This window comes from Enterobacter sp. Ap-1006 (genome assembly GCF_011752835.1).
In the GTDB taxonomy this organism is placed as follows: domain Bacteria; phylum Pseudomonadota; class Gammaproteobacteria; order Enterobacterales; family Enterobacteriaceae; genus Cedecea.
Window position 1 is genome coordinate 101028 of the sequence record NZ_VWWU01000007.1, and the last position, 13224, is coordinate 114251.

The 13224-nt window shown below is 55.4% G+C and carries 20 protein-coding genes; 2 read left to right on the plus strand and 18 right to left on the minus strand.

Features of this window, described 5'->3' with window-relative positions; genetic code table 11:
- Positions 1-13: 13 nt before the first annotated feature.
- The 7 genes from F3J28_RS20125 to F3J28_RS20155 all read right to left on the minus strand — a co-directional run bounded on the left by F3J28_RS20125 (position 14) and on the right by F3J28_RS20155 (position 6240).
- Positions 14-1201 carry a phage tail sheath protein gene (locus F3J28_RS20125; RefSeq protein WP_166879149.1) on the minus strand — a complete coding sequence of 396 codons (1188 nt, stop codon included), beginning with the start codon at positions 1199-1201 and terminating at the stop codon, positions 14-16.
- 129 nt (positions 1202-1330) lie between these two features.
- Positions 1331-1765, minus strand: a complete 435-nt coding sequence (locus F3J28_RS20130; protein WP_166879152.1) for a tail fiber assembly protein — start codon at positions 1763-1765, stop codon at positions 1331-1333.
- A gap of 4 nt (positions 1766-1769) precedes the next feature.
- On the minus strand, positions 1770-3806 hold the full coding sequence (locus tag F3J28_RS22510) for a phage tail-collar fiber domain-containing protein (RefSeq protein ID WP_286178379.1): 2037 nt from the start codon (positions 3804-3806) through the stop codon (positions 1770-1772).
- Entirely contained in the window at positions 3803-4348 is a 546-nt protein-coding gene (locus F3J28_RS20140; protein WP_166879155.1) for a phage tail protein I, read from the minus strand. The genes F3J28_RS22510 and F3J28_RS20140 overlap by 4 nt, the downstream gene beginning before the upstream one ends.
- Positions 4341-5249 (minus strand): baseplate assembly protein, encoded by a 909-nt coding sequence (locus tag F3J28_RS20145; RefSeq protein WP_166879157.1) that lies wholly within the window; start codon positions 5247-5249, stop codon positions 4341-4343. Before F3J28_RS20145 ends, F3J28_RS20140 begins: the two co-directional genes overlap by 8 nt.
- A gap of 5 nt (positions 5250-5254) precedes the next feature.
- The gene (locus F3J28_RS20150; RefSeq protein ID WP_166879160.1) at positions 5255-5602 is read right to left on the minus strand and encodes a GPW/gp25 family protein; all 348 of its coding nucleotides are present in this window, start codon (positions 5600-5602) and stop codon (positions 5255-5257) included.
- On the minus strand, positions 5599-6240 hold the full coding sequence (locus F3J28_RS20155) for a phage baseplate assembly protein V (RefSeq protein ID WP_166879162.1): 642 nt from the start codon (positions 6238-6240) through the stop codon (positions 5599-5601). Before F3J28_RS20155 ends, F3J28_RS20150 begins: the two co-directional genes overlap by 4 nt.
- A 132-nt stretch (positions 6241-6372) precedes the next feature.
- Between F3J28_RS20155 and F3J28_RS20160 the strand changes: the two genes are divergently transcribed.
- Both F3J28_RS20160 and F3J28_RS20165 read left to right on the plus strand, forming a co-directional pair.
- Entirely contained in the window at positions 6373-6891 is a 519-nt protein-coding gene (locus F3J28_RS20160; RefSeq protein WP_166879164.1) for a hypothetical protein, read from the plus strand.
- Between the two features lie 2 nt (positions 6892-6893).
- Positions 6894-7295, plus strand: a complete 402-nt coding sequence (locus tag F3J28_RS20165) for a hypothetical protein (protein ID WP_166879166.1) — start codon at positions 6894-6896, stop codon at positions 7293-7295.
- Between the two features lie 32 nt (positions 7296-7327).
- Here the strand turns inward: F3J28_RS20165 and F3J28_RS20170 are convergent, their stop codons facing one another.
- The 11 genes from F3J28_RS20170 to F3J28_RS20215 all read right to left on the minus strand — a co-directional run bounded on the left by F3J28_RS20170 (position 7328) and on the right by F3J28_RS20215 (position 13126).
- Complete coding sequence (locus F3J28_RS20170; RefSeq protein WP_166879167.1) at positions 7328-7774, minus strand: phage virion morphogenesis protein; 447 nt, start codon at positions 7772-7774, stop codon at positions 7328-7330.
- Positions 7767-8237 carry a phage tail protein gene (locus F3J28_RS20175; protein ID WP_166879168.1) on the minus strand — a complete coding sequence of 157 codons (471 nt, stop codon included), beginning with the start codon at positions 8235-8237 and terminating at the stop codon, positions 7767-7769. Before F3J28_RS20175 ends, F3J28_RS20170 begins: the two co-directional genes overlap by 8 nt.
- A complete protein-coding gene (gene lysC, locus F3J28_RS22515; protein ID WP_286178384.1) occupies positions 8200-8445 on the minus strand; it encodes an Rz1-like lysis system protein LysC in 246 nt (81 codons plus the stop codon). Before lysC ends, F3J28_RS20175 begins: the two co-directional genes overlap by 38 nt.
- The gene (gene lysB / locus F3J28_RS20180; RefSeq protein WP_166879170.1) at positions 8333-8758 is read right to left on the minus strand and encodes an Rz-like lysis system protein LysB; all 426 of its coding nucleotides are present in this window, start codon (positions 8756-8758) and stop codon (positions 8333-8335) included. Before lysB ends, lysC begins: the two co-directional genes overlap by 113 nt.
- Complete coding sequence (locus F3J28_RS20185; protein WP_166879172.1) at positions 8755-9264, minus strand: lysozyme; 510 nt, start codon at positions 9262-9264, stop codon at positions 8755-8757. The genes lysB and F3J28_RS20185 overlap by 4 nt, the downstream gene beginning before the upstream one ends.
- The gene (locus tag F3J28_RS20190; protein ID WP_166879174.1) at positions 9248-9469 is read right to left on the minus strand and encodes a phage holin family protein; all 222 of its coding nucleotides are present in this window, start codon (positions 9467-9469) and stop codon (positions 9248-9250) included. Before F3J28_RS20190 ends, F3J28_RS20185 begins: the two co-directional genes overlap by 17 nt.
- Positions 9460-9663: a tail protein X gene (locus tag F3J28_RS20195; protein WP_166879176.1), complete on the minus strand. Its 204-nt coding sequence runs from the start codon at positions 9661-9663 to the stop codon at positions 9460-9462. Before F3J28_RS20195 ends, F3J28_RS20190 begins: the two co-directional genes overlap by 10 nt.
- Positions 9663-10166: a head completion/stabilization protein gene (locus tag F3J28_RS20200; RefSeq protein ID WP_166879179.1), complete on the minus strand. Its 504-nt coding sequence runs from the start codon at positions 10164-10166 to the stop codon at positions 9663-9665. Before F3J28_RS20200 ends, F3J28_RS20195 begins: the two co-directional genes overlap by 1 nt.
- 96 nt (positions 10167-10262) lie before the next feature.
- Positions 10263-11027: a phage terminase small subunit gene (locus F3J28_RS20205; protein WP_166879182.1), complete on the minus strand. Its 765-nt coding sequence runs from the start codon at positions 11025-11027 to the stop codon at positions 10263-10265.
- A gap of 3 nt (positions 11028-11030) precedes the next feature.
- Positions 11031-12197, minus strand: a complete 1167-nt coding sequence (locus F3J28_RS20210) for a phage major capsid protein, P2 family (protein ID WP_166879184.1) — start codon at positions 12195-12197, stop codon at positions 11031-11033.
- Positions 12198-12259: 62 nt separating this feature from the next.
- Entirely contained in the window at positions 12260-13126 is an 867-nt protein-coding gene (locus F3J28_RS20215) for a GPO family capsid scaffolding protein (RefSeq protein WP_166879186.1), read from the minus strand.
- Positions 13127-13224: the final 98 nt, after the last annotated feature.

Here is a 13224-nt window from a genome sequence, read left to right on the forward strand (position 1 = left end):
TTAATCAGGCTCCTTAGCTGCTGACCGCAGAGGCCAGGTTAGCGAGATATTTGTCGGTAATACGCTGGCGCAGGGTCAGGTTTTCGAGTGGCGGCACCGGCGTATAGTCATAATCCAGAATGAGCTTTCCGGCTTTCAGGCTCTCTTTGTCGTTGGCACTTTCGTCAAACCAGCAGCTCGCGCCGATGATGTAACCGGCGGTCGCCATTTCGCGGAATTTGGCATTGATGCCGTCGATAATGTCTTTGATTAAAACCGGCGTGACCGGCTTGCCGATCGCCCACATATGCCCCTCGGCCATCGTGTCGGCGATAACCTGCGCGGTGCGGGTATAGTTCTCAAAGAGGAATAACGGATCGTCAGAGCAGCAGCGGTTACCCCAGAAGCGGAAACCATCTTTACGGATCAGCGTGGTGATTCCGGCCTCGTTCAGCAAGTCGGCATCGGTGCCGGATTCCTGCAAATCCCAGAATACTGAGGCGCTGATGCCGGTCACGCCCTGGACGCCAACGTTAGACAGCGTTTTATGCCAGCCAACATCCTGGTCGATGTAAGCACGTAGCCCCATTGCGCGGGCGGTGGCGTATGCCGTGGCGCTCGTACTGGTCACGGTGTCCCAGGCAATAAAGTCCGGCCAGATGAGCATTAATTCGCGCTGGCTGAAATTCTCGCGGTACTTGATGCAGTCCGACACGGTTTTGCAACCCCAGGCGCTGATATAGCCAAACGCGCGAAGCTTTTTGCAGACTGACGCGAGTGCGACGGCCACCTCTTTTGCATCGAGCCCCGGCACCCCGAGAATGCGCGGCTTGACGCCCGTCACCGCCTCGGCGGTCAGCAGCGCTTTAAGCCCGGTGTATTTGCCGTTCTCATCCGTGGTGCCGATGATGTTTGTGATGGTTTCAGCCTGCGCGGCCTCTTCATCGTCGCCGGTTCCCTCAGCGACACGCACAACAACGGTCACCGGTTTGGCCTGGTCGGCGATAGCTTGCAGGGAAGCGGCCAGGGTGCCTTTTTTCCCAGCCTTAGCAATCGCGCTTTGTACGTTGGTAATCAGCACCGGCTCATTGAGCGGGAATGTTTTTTCGTCGGCATCGCTGGCGGTGCAGACCATACCAATAATTGCCGTCGAGACAGTGGAAATGACGCGCGTGCCGTCGTTTACTTCGACGACCTGGACGCCGTGGTGAAAGTCACTCATCCGGTTTACTCCATGGTGTTTGGGTGAGTGATATTTTCTGACGCGGGGCGGGAGGGGGCGAGCGGTTGGGGTTTTGCTGTCGGTGACACAACCGGGAAAAGAAAAACGCCCCCGGTCGGGAGCGCTTTATCAGGCGGGAAGCTCAGGCCATTTAATTTTCGGGGCGGTCGTAATATCTAACCGGCGCAGCGCCGTCCGATATGCCCGCAACGCCTCAAGCTCGGCGGTTTCACCTTCTGAAATATCGCCATCTTCCTGTGCAGCGGTAAGCCAGTCTATGCGCGTTCCGGCGCTGCTCATCAGGCGCTTTCTTTCTTCCTCTGCAATGGTGATGAGCGTCGCCACATCCGGGGCGGGGATCGCAACCCATTTAGGGCTACCGTTTTTCCCCGCCGCCCTTTGCTTACCCTCGGGGGGATTACTCGCCGCAAACTCGATATAGACCGAATCTTTCACGTCTACGGCATCACCTGGCCAGCTCCCGGCTGATTCATACACTTCTTTTAACCCAACGGGATAAAAGGCATTTTGTGCCGGGGAGTACACATATTCATTGGTGTTCATATTCTCAATATCCTTTCGCTTCCCAAAACACGGGGATCGGCTGCGAGGCGTTAAACGTTGCCGAGCTATTATTAAAACCCATCACGACGGATGTGACAGTCCCGATGACGCCCGATGTGTACGGCGTGGCCTGGATGCTGAAACAGCTATTCGGGAAAGCAATAGGGAAATAAATAGTCTGTAAGCCGCTCGCGTTATTAGTAAATCCCCATTGCGTTATTAATCCTGTTGACCAGTCCCGATGCCATCCACTTTGCGCCAGCCCCGCCGTGCTTCTTTGGGCAAAGTAATCCATAACCCACTGAGTACCGGCAATCCATGATGTGTCGATGGGCTGCGGGTTATTTGGCGAATAGACACGCACCGTACCGCCGCTTTCGTAAACGCCACTTCCTGCCACAACATTGTACCCAGCATGAACAGCACCGGAGCTTATAAAAGATCCGTCATTTGGGTTAAACATCCAGGTGTTGTCACGAAACGTGCCATTCCCCAAATCACTGAGTATATGAATACATGCACTCGGAAAATCAGCTTTACCAGATGTCAGCACGCCATAACTAATTGATGCCTTATACCCCTTGCCTTGTGTGTTTACGGCAGCTTTAGTCATGGGCAAAAACAAATTCCCATCAGCAGTAAACCCGGCAGAGTAGAAGAGTGCGCGAGGGTCTTTGATTTGATTTTGAAATGAACCAGCGCCCGGCCATACATTTTGTTTTGTGCTGTAGTGTTCTGCGTTATCCAGATACCCAACACTGCCGCCAGTCGTTGGCACTGCGCCAATTTCCTGCGGCGTTGGCTTGTTATCTTTATCGTACTGCATTGCCCATGCTGTCCAGACACCTGCGTAAAACGAACGAACATAAGAGCGCGAGCTGAGATACACGCGGTAAACTTGCGTAATACCCGCATTTTTATAGATTTCGAGCGATCCGGCATTCGCCTCCGGGTAATTTTTTCCCGCTATGGCGTTGGCGTTGGCTGGCTGCAAATACAGCCCCGGCGTTGTGTAGCTGTTCAGGTCAGCAACCTCCGGGATGTTAATCGCCTGGCCGTCAAAAATATCCTGTGATGTGACATTCGTATTGTCACCTTCCAGCGCGTGTCCGTTCACCTTCTGGCTCTTCGCTACACCGTTCAGCGTCCTCAGCGCCTGCGCCTTATCATTCACATCAGACAGGTTTTTTCCTGGCATTAAAAACGCTTCCGCTGGAAGCTGCGATGCAGTACCCAGGCCGAGATTTAAACGCGCGGCGCTTTTATCCTGCACATCCCATAAGTTATTCCAGGGGGTTAAAAAATTGCTGGCATCCATTTGCGCCGCCGTTCCCAGCCCCATATTTTTACGGGCTGCAACTTTGTCCGGCACATCGGACAGATTGCTGTCTCTGAGTAGTCGTTTCTCAGCGTTCTGGTTCGCAGCATTACCCACATCTACGGCGGCCTTAATGGCTTTCGGCGTAGCAGCAAACGTCTCGCTGTCGCTGTCGGTGGCGCTGCTCAGTTGCACAAAGCCTTTTTCTTTGAGCGTGCCGTCGGGGTGATTGCGTGATTTCGCGTGTTTGTCGAGCGCGTCGTCAACGTACTCTTTTGTCGCTATCACCGTGGAGCTGTCGACCTGCAGCTCGACCGAGGCCATATTGCTGACAGCAATCACCATGCACACGGTTTGCGCGCGCCCTGAGCCCTCGGCGAGTAGCGGCTTGTAACTCTCGGCCATGTTGGCCACCGCGATGAGCACACCCTCGCTGTCATAGAGTCCAAGCTCCCGCGTCCAGAAGCCGCCCACCTCCGGCGGGATAATCAGCTCGGCGACCACGCAGTTAGCATATTTGGGATGCGGGGTGATCGTGTTGATAAGTGCGCGCCACACTTCGCGCACCAGGGCGGTTTGCTCCGGCTTTGGTTCGGGCAGCGAGCCGCCCCCGTCGCCCACGGCCATTGTGGTAAAAATGACTTTCTTCCCGTCGGGCGGTAAACCGGCGGCCAGCTTTTGCACCCCGGCATTGGTGAGAATAGTTTTAAATTTCTGACTCATTTCAGTAGCTCCATTTCGGGGTAAACCGTCACAATCTCGCCGTCGTAATACGTGCCGCCGACGTACATATCACCCGCAATTTCCTGAATGATGTTCAGGCCAATCAGGTGACGGCTTGCGGCTTTGGCATCAGCGATTAAACGCTCCATTTCCTGATACATTTCTTCCGTGATACCGCTTTCCAGTACGCCAATATCCAGGCGAAAGGTGCCGGGCGCGTCGCCGGTTTCCCACCATTCAGTGACCTTAATCATGTAGCCCAGCGGCTCGACCACGCGCCGGATAGCGCCGATAGTGCCTTTTCGCCGGTGGATGAAATACGCAGTACGCACCACGTTTCGCTTTGTCGCTGCCGTCCAGTTCTCATCCCACCGGTCGACGGAAAACGCCCACGCGAGATACGGGAGCAGGCTCACCGGGCAGGTGTTCGGGTTCCAGAGTGTGCGCAACTGAATCGGCGTTCGCGCGATATCAGCCAGGGCGCGGGCGGCGGCGACCTCCAGCGGCGACGAGCCGACCGGCAAGAGGCGGTTATCACTCATCGGATCCCCCGTCTTTCAGCGCGTAAGCGGTGCAGTAAGAAGCCTGATGCTTTGCGAGCACGATATCGGCCAGTGGGGAAGCCAGCTCGACACGTTGCACGCCCTCGACGTGCAACGCCCCGTAAATGGCTGACAGCCGGATATCCCGCCCGAGCCGGTGCTGTGCCGAGATATAGCGCCGGATTTGTTTCTCGGCGGCGGCTTTTATCGGGGCGGCTTCGGGACCAGGGAAAAAATAAAGCGTGGCGTCAATCTGGTAGGGAACAATCTCGGCGGCCTGCACGGTCACACGGTCAGCCACCGGGCGCACGTCCTCATCGTTGAGCGCGCGGGTCACAACGGCAATCAGGTCAGCCCCTGCGGTGCCGTTACCCTCACGCGACAGCACGGTCACGGTCACACATGCCGGGGACGGGCTTTCGACCGCAATATCGGCGACCCGACCGTCGGCGCTCAGGCCGTGATATTCATACGCCCCGACCGGCCCCGCCACGCTCATTCCTTCAAAAGCTCGCTGGGCGCGAAGTCGTAAATCACTGTCGGATTCCATCACGGCTGGCGTCGGCGGGATTGTGGTGTCGTCTGCCGGGCTCAGCACCAGGCGCGCGGTGTTATTGTTCGCGGCCATCACATCGAGGTCGGCGCCGTTTGCGTAGGCCAGCATGACCGCGCGGGCGGCTTCATTGACGCGCTGGCGCAGAATCACCTCGCGGTAAGCGTTCTCCTGCAGCAGCTTGACGATAGGCTCGGATTCCAGCTCGAGCGTGCGCGCGATAGCGTCCTGTTGTTCTTCCGGGTAAAGCGAGATTAACGTCGCCTTGCGCTCGGCCAGGAGGGTTTCAAAATCGAGCTCCTCAACGATTTCAGGCGCGGGGAGCTGGCTCAGGTCAATGGTTGGCATAGGTATCAGCTCAGCGGAATGGAAAGAGAAAGGCTTGCGCCCGAGTCGGTAAATTCGCCGGTGATATCGACGACCATTTCGCCGTTAAACCGGGTTTCATAAGTAATGCCGGTCAGCCTGATGCGAGGCTCCCATTTCAGGATCGCCATATAGCAGGCGGCGCTAATTTGCAGCCGCAGCGCCTCGTTTTGCGGCTGGTCAGTCAGGGCAGACAACAGCGAGCCATACTGGCGACGCATCACGCGCGAGCCGACCGGCGTAATAAGAATGTCCCGGATGCTTTGCCGGATGTGCTCCGCGTCGCTGACGCTCAGGCCGGTGGTCTGATTCATGCCGATATAACGGGCGGTCATTGGGTGCCCTCCGTCATACTGCCGCCGCGCTGGACGCCGCCGTGAGCGTGCTTATCAACTTGTACGCCGTTGGAGGTGAACGAGCCGCCGGAATGCGCGATGTTGCCGCCCATTTTCCCGCCTTTCTGCACGTCCAGGGTGGCGCACGTCAGCTTATTGGTGCAGACCACTTCCGGCGTATCGAGCGTGACGCGGGTATCGGCTTTGATGGTCACCACCGGCACCGAGGCGGCCAGCGATTCAGATGCCGTGATATCAGCGGTTTTAATCCCGCTCACGGTCAGGGCGCTGGTTTTGGGCTCGTACTCAATCACCGCGCCGTCAGGGAACGAAATATGCAGCGCATCGGCAGAGGCCGAGGGGGCGGGGTTGTCGTCGGAATAAATACCGGGCAACACAAACGCCGTATCGAGCTCACCGCCGACGGACAGAATCATGACTTGCTCGCCGACAGAGGGAGCCCACCATGTACGTGAACGCCCGGCGCGCTGCGCCAGCCACTGGAGCCAGTCGGTAATATTGCCGCCGGTCTGGACGCGACAGCGCCCCGTTGCCGTGTCGACTTCAACAACGACACCGGTGCGGATGAGGTTGCGCAGTGTGCGCGCCAGTTCCTGTATATTTGCGAGAGTATTCATAGTGGAAAGGATGCCGCCGGGGTTATCCGGCGGCAATCATGCGGGGTTTTGTCAGGGCTGGTACAACAATTACAATATCTGTAAATTCAGGTATTATAGTGACCATTCTAAATCGAATGATCGAGGGACAAAGTGAGTGATGAAATTAAGGAAGTATTTAGTCTAAAGTCAGTACCAATACTTATAGGTGTAGCTGGTTTTCTGTCTACGATAGTCACTATGTTCATAGACGTGAACATTACACTCTCTGTTCGCTGGACAATTTTCTTATCATGGCTTTTTATCTCTATTTTGATAATCTTATGTAAAATTATCAATGATATAAAAAAGCGCAAAGAGCCACCTGGAATCAGGACATCAGAAAAGCCAATAGATTCTCTTCCTGAGAAGGGGATTTTCATTATCAGGAAAAATGATCTTTTTGCTCACAGCTCAGTTGTTGGATGTTTTTGGGAAGAAAGAGACGGTGTGGAAACAATAGCATTTGTTGGGGTTGTTCATCATGTTCAAGAAAAACTCATTCAAATAAAAGTAATTAAAAACATTATTAATCCGCAGCAATTCGGTGCATTCTCTCCTGATGGAAGGTCAAAAGTCATCATCAGACCGGTTATACCCTTTGATATCATCTCAGAACTTAATGGAGATTAATTATGCTTTTCAATATGTTTGACGACAAATACTTTGGCAAGGTAGCTTATAAAGTTGATGATTATACTGTAGTCATCAATAAGGGCTCTGAGGATGGAATTACGATGCATGACAGATTTAAAATTGTTGCCCTTGGAGATGAAATCATTGACCCTGACACCCTTGAAAGCCTAGGTCAGCTTGAAATCGTTAAAGGAATGGCAAAAGTTTCGCATATTCAGGAAAAAGTCACAACAATTACCTCTAATGATTATGAAACTCGGCCTGATAAACAAGAGATTGTAAAAAAACCTTCTATTACTTGGGGTTTGAATACATCTGAAACAGTAAAGGTAACCCCAGGCGAACGAACAAGAAAAAAACTATATAGAGTTGATATTGGCGACTTCGTAATTAAGCTATAGGATTAGTAGGCGAATTAATAATTCGCCTGTTCCTATGTCAAAACCTCAATAATTACACTCTCAATCTTTACGATTTCACTAAAAGCAAAGCCTAATAGTTGTCGTTTTGGATATTTGACACTTTGTGCATGACTGTTTGGTTTATCTTCCAATCCCTCTTGATGCACACGCACCAGGCGCTGCACTTTACCGACAAACTCCACGACTGCGGCCTCGTCGCTGCCGGTGGCTTTCATGTAGCGATTGGTGCGCAGCTTCGCAAACATTTCCCGCTTAATGCGGCCTTTTTTGCTCCTCACCGGCTGGCGCTTTCTGGCGGCGTATGGCTTGCCGTCGGGGTCTTTCTGCGTTTTTATCCGCTGCTGTTGTCGGGTACGCAGCTTTTTCGCAATCTCCCCGGCCATTTTGCGACGGCCAGCCGGTGACAGATTCGCAATCAGCGCAGCGAGTTTGTCGTCAAAGGGCTTGAGTTCACTCATCCCATTCACTCACCAAATCACCGTGAACCCACAGCTGCACCGGGCGGGTAACCGGGTCAGGCTGCAGCGGTTCCGGCGCGTAACTGACGTGCAGCTCGCCGCCCTCGGTCTCTTTAACAATCGTGCGCTCACTCAGGCGTAAGCTGATGCTGATATCAATGCTGCTGTCGTTATTGATATCCGCATACCAGGTAAAGCCGCGCTTTTGCCCCTCTGCCGTGGTCATAATATCCGGCTCATTCACCCGCAGCCACGCCAGCAGCGGCACCAGGAGGTAATCAATATCACTGGTGTAGTCAGTCACGATCACGTTTAGCGTGTAGCGCTTCACGAATGAAAGTGACGCGGCAAGCGTGGATTCAATCGTCCCTTCGTCGGCAAAAATACGCATCATGGAGGGGTTATTCGCCACCCCCGGCACCGCCTCAGTGAGGACTTTTTTCAGGCTGGCTTGCTTGTGCATCGAGATTATCCTGACAGTTTTTCACCGTTTCGACCTGGGCGGCGCAGCTCACCCAGGCGCTTTCGAGCTGGCGATTATCCGCGAGCAAATCGCCGTTAATGCGCGGCTGGCTGGCCGGGAGTTTGCACAGCGCTACTTTCGGACAACCATTGTAAATAATCGGCGGTGGTGTCAAAGGCGGGGCGTTCCTGCAGCCGGATAACATCATCAGGTAAAGCAGTGTCATACCATTCGCGAAGTGCTTTATTTTCATTGAGTAGCCTCGTAATCGTGTTGCTTCTACGCCCGGCCAGCGCCTCAGCGGTTGCCAGTTTGTTTCTTAAATCCACCTGCGCACGTTCTTTGCTGTCGGCGATTCTGGCGGCAACATCGAGCTGGTTTTTCAGCATGATGTTTTGTGTTTTCTGCTCCCCGGCGACGCGGTTAGCCTTTTCAAATGAGCGGGTGAGAGAGGTGTTTTCGTGGCGCATCCACAGCAGCCCGAGCACAGCCAGGGCAAGGAGGACAATCAGCGTTTTCATTTAACCCCCCTCATGCACCAGGCCTGCTCACGCATCCGGCGATTTTCCAGCCCGGTATTTTTGACACCCTTCACGTACACCCAGCGCGGGAGCTGTTCGCAAGCCTGCTGCCACTGCTGGCGCTTAACAAATGTCATCAGCGTTGAGCTACACGCCGCGCCGGTGCCGACGTTAAAAGCGAAGCTAACCACGGCATCGTAAACGGGTTGCGGCATATCTACCGGAGCGCATACCGCGAGCTTTTGCTCGACGTTAAGCACATCCCTCACCAGGTTTGTTGCGGCCTCCCGCTCCGTGATATCCCTTACCGGCACCACGCCAGCAGTGTGACCAATACCCGACGTCCAGACACCGGCGCTACACTGGTACGGGCGCAAACGACACCCCTCCAGATCGGCAATGAGTGCCAGGCCATCAGGGGAGCTTTTTATCAGCCGGTAATCCGGCACGAGTGCCGCCAGCAACAGCACGGCGGCCACACTGCAGCGTTTAACGATTGAGCTCATGAATAACCCCCGGATTAACGCCCATTGAGCGCAGATAGTTGAAGGTTTTACGGCGATACCACAGATTCACCAGAGCGGTAAAAATCGCACAAGCACTCCCCACATAAAGCGCAAGGCGGTCGGGGGTCTGGGTGCCTAAATAGGCCAGCGCCACGGACAGCCAGTAAGTCACAAACGTGGTGATTTTTTCCATTGTCAGTCCCACAGGTTTATCGTCTCCGTAACGGGTGAGGATTGAACGTCCGGCAACTCAATGCCGGTGCCGTGCGGCAGCACCGCCCCGAGCTCGGCGAGTCCCGGATTTGCGACGAGTACCGCCTCGAATACTCCCTCAGTGCGCCCGTAATACCGGGCGCAGAGTGCGTCGAGGGTGTCGCCCTGCTGCGCGTAAACCCTCATCAGATTTGCCCGATGATGCAGCGGGACTTATCCTGGATACGGGATATCGCCCAGCGCATATCCCGCCACATTTCATCAACCACGCTCTCGATGCTGTCGGCTTTCTTGTCGCCTTTGGCGCTCGCATCCACCCCGCGATAACCCTCATAAAGTTTCGCGGTGGTCATGGCGCTGACGGCCTGCAGGTAGTAAAAACAGCGCACGCTCTCCCCGCCGATTTTGTCTGCGGGAACGTCGGCCAGGGTTTTACGCCCGAGTAAGATTTGCTCCTCACGGTACTCTCTTAGCTCGGCATTGGTTTCTGCCATGCCGTCGATAATCGCGGCGCGTAAGCGCACGGCGTTCACAGTGCTTTCAATGCGCAGCAGCTCACGAATGCGCGTGGGCTCAATGTCCGGGAAAAACGCCGTGTTGGTAATAACGGCCTCCGGCACCGGTCGGGCGGGGATAACCACACCAGGCTCGACCGATACCGCTTCCGGCTTAGTGATAATCACTGTCATGACAACCTCTGTAATGGGTGGGCGGTGGACGCCGGTCGCCGTGTCGGTGGATCACCGTCTTTGACCAGCGTGCCGCCCGGCGCGGGGCGCTTTCGGTTAGGCGGTGACTTTCTTCGGGCGTCCTCGCCCTCGTTTCACCGATGAATCTTGTTTTTTCGCCGGGGTCTTGCTGGCCGGAGCCTTAGCCGCTGGCGGTGCTTTCGCGGGGGCGGGTTTAGGCGTGAGCTCACGCGTCAGGCGCTCAATGTCCTTGCGTACTCCGGCGTTGCGGTCGAGCTGCACAGCACGATTCAGGTGCTCCAGCGCGGCGGCAGGGTTTCCGTCATCACGCATCGCAAGGCCGATCACTTTATGCAGACGGGCTTTCACCTGGTCGGGCATATCGGCATCACGAACCAGCGCAAGCACATCCAGAAGCAGCGACACGTCAACCGGCTGGCCGCCATCGCTCGCGCGTTGTGCAGACAGGGCAAACTCCTCGGCCAGCATATAAGGCGCGGTGCGCGCATGGCCGTCAGGCGTGGCGAGGTTGTAGCGCAGCGCATAACGGGCGATTTCCAGCGCGCCAGCCAGTTGCCCGGCATCGAGACGCCAGAGCATGACGGTCATTAAAATGTCGTCCTGCGCGCCGGTGCCGTTCTCCAGTACGCCCGTCACCCAGGGCAGATAAAACGGCAGCAGCTCGGCTTTTTTTGTTGCTTTCGCTTCGTTGGAATGGATGTTTTTTAATGTCCGACGGTCTGCGGCCAGCTTGACGAGCATTTGCTCGTAAGGGGTGGCGTGGCGCTGCGGGGCGTTTTCCCGCTGCGCTGCCTGGCTGGCCGAGACCCGCATCGCGTGACGTCGTGCGGGGCTCAGCATGGCTTAGGCGTCCTTTTTGTCGGTTTCGGTATCCGCGACCGGCGCTGACTGCGGTACGGTCAGGTGCTGCATGGCTTTCACCAGCTCAGCCGCGAATACGCTCGCGCTAGCCTGCTCGGCAGTGGCTGGTTCTTCCGGGTCGAGAATTTCGATGTTTTCAATCAGGCACCCGGCGGCGTAGTCCTCGATAACGAAATCGACTTTCACCTGCTCGTAGTTTTCCACCTGGTCGAGTTTCGGGTTTTCCACGATGTGGCGGCGGTGGCCGTCCTCGTAGAGGTAGATGGAAATGTTATCCAGCGTGGTGATAAACACCGCGTTAGCCGGGAAGAACGGCGCGCGCACCGCCTGGAGCTGGCCGATAGTTTTCTGGCTGATAATCAGCTCCCCGGCCAGGGCTTCACTGTTCGGCTGGAATTTGTTGATCATCGGGAAATATTTGTCGGTCAGAATGCGGCGGCCGCAAATGACAACCATCTCCGGGTTTTCACGGTGGATTTCATCAATCAGGGATTCGTGACCATCCATCACCAGGGCGTCCAGGTTGGCGTAATGCCCGCCTTTCCCCACTTTGATAGTGTCAGAAATGACCTTGCCGTCCTCGTCGACAACCTTGCTCATCACGCGCTCCGGCGCGTCGTTGCGGTACTTCTGCAGCCAGCCGACCGCCACATCCTGCAGCAGTGGGTTTTGCTTGCGGTCAGAGGTTGCCGCACGGGTCACGCCGTTAAAGCCAATGGTGATGTAGTCCAGCGCCTGGCGCTTGATGATGGCGTCACGAATACGGATCTGGAAATCCTGATAGCGCGCCCACAGGTCGAGCTTGGTGTATTTCAGGTTGTAGTCGAAGTTGACCGGCTTGCAGAAATAGCGGTAAGCATCGAGCTTCGAGAAATCCGCAGTCTTACGCTCGACGCCGTTGTCGGTGTCGGCGGTGCTGGCAATGGAGCCATTCACATCAATGCCGACTTTCTCCTCGGTCAGCTCACGCACCACAGGCATGTTAATCAGTGCCAGGAACGAGGAGGACTGCTGCACCTTTTCAAAAAGGGTCTGCGTCACCGACGGCTCGACGGTGAATTTTTTGCTAAGGTCGCTCACGTCCAGGCCGTTTAATTCGGCAATACGGCTCAGGAACTTGTTGAACTGGAAACGTGTCTCTTTACGCATGGATTTTACTTCCTGTTTTAAATGGGTTTGGCTCTGAATCAGGGCTGATTCAAAGGCATTAATCAGCAGTCGGTCAGCAGCTCAGCCGCACTTTCACCGCCGCCGCCGGTGCTTAATTTGCGGCGCTGCTGGGTCTTGCTCTCGGTGTTGTCCAGGGTGCTCGTCAGGGTGCTGAATTGCTGGCTGGTTTCGGTGGCCTGGTCAGTCATGGCCTTTTTAAGCCCGGTGATTTCAGCCTCCAGTTTGCTGAAACGCGCGGCGGTATCGTCGCCGGTCTGCTGCACCTGCTCGGCAATAACGGTCACCGCCTCATGCACGTCGTTAAAACGCGCGTCATCGCTGGCCTGTTTGCGGCTGAAAATGCTTTTTACCGAGTCGGTGATTTTGTGAAGCAGGTTTTCCGGCACATCTTCAAACTCCATTTCGGCCAGAGTGGCGACAGAGAAAAGGTTGTCCGGGCTGGCTTTGAAGCGCTTGAGCGGGTTGTGCTCAGCCTTACGGCAGAACTGGAGGTATTCCGTGCCGAGGCTGGCCGGGTCATCGGTCACGGCCAAGCCGACCAGGTAGCATTTGCCTGTGTTGGCAAAGTTCGGCTGGATCTCGATGGAGGTGTAAACCTTCTGGCCTTTGCCAACCATCTCAATCAGGGTATCGAGTGGGGCAATTTTGCCGTACAACGCCAGCTTGCCATTCAGCGCGGAGTCGTCGTCGATGGTTTCGGCTTTCAGCTCCACCACGTCGCCGTAGCGCTTAAAGTCGCTATCCGGCAGATAACCGCGAATGTGTTCAAGGTTGATACGGCAGCCGTAAACGCGCGGATCAAACGTGTCGGCCATTTGCTGGATATCCACGGCGCTAAGGTCGCGCCCGTCGCAGGTATCGCCCTCAACAGCAATACGGAAAAACTTAGAAACTACTTTCTTAGCCATATTCAGGAATCCTGATAGTGGGTGATGGGTTCGGGCTTAGTTTCCCGACTCCGACCCACGCCAGCCACCCGTTACGGAAGTGCAACGCCTGACACAAC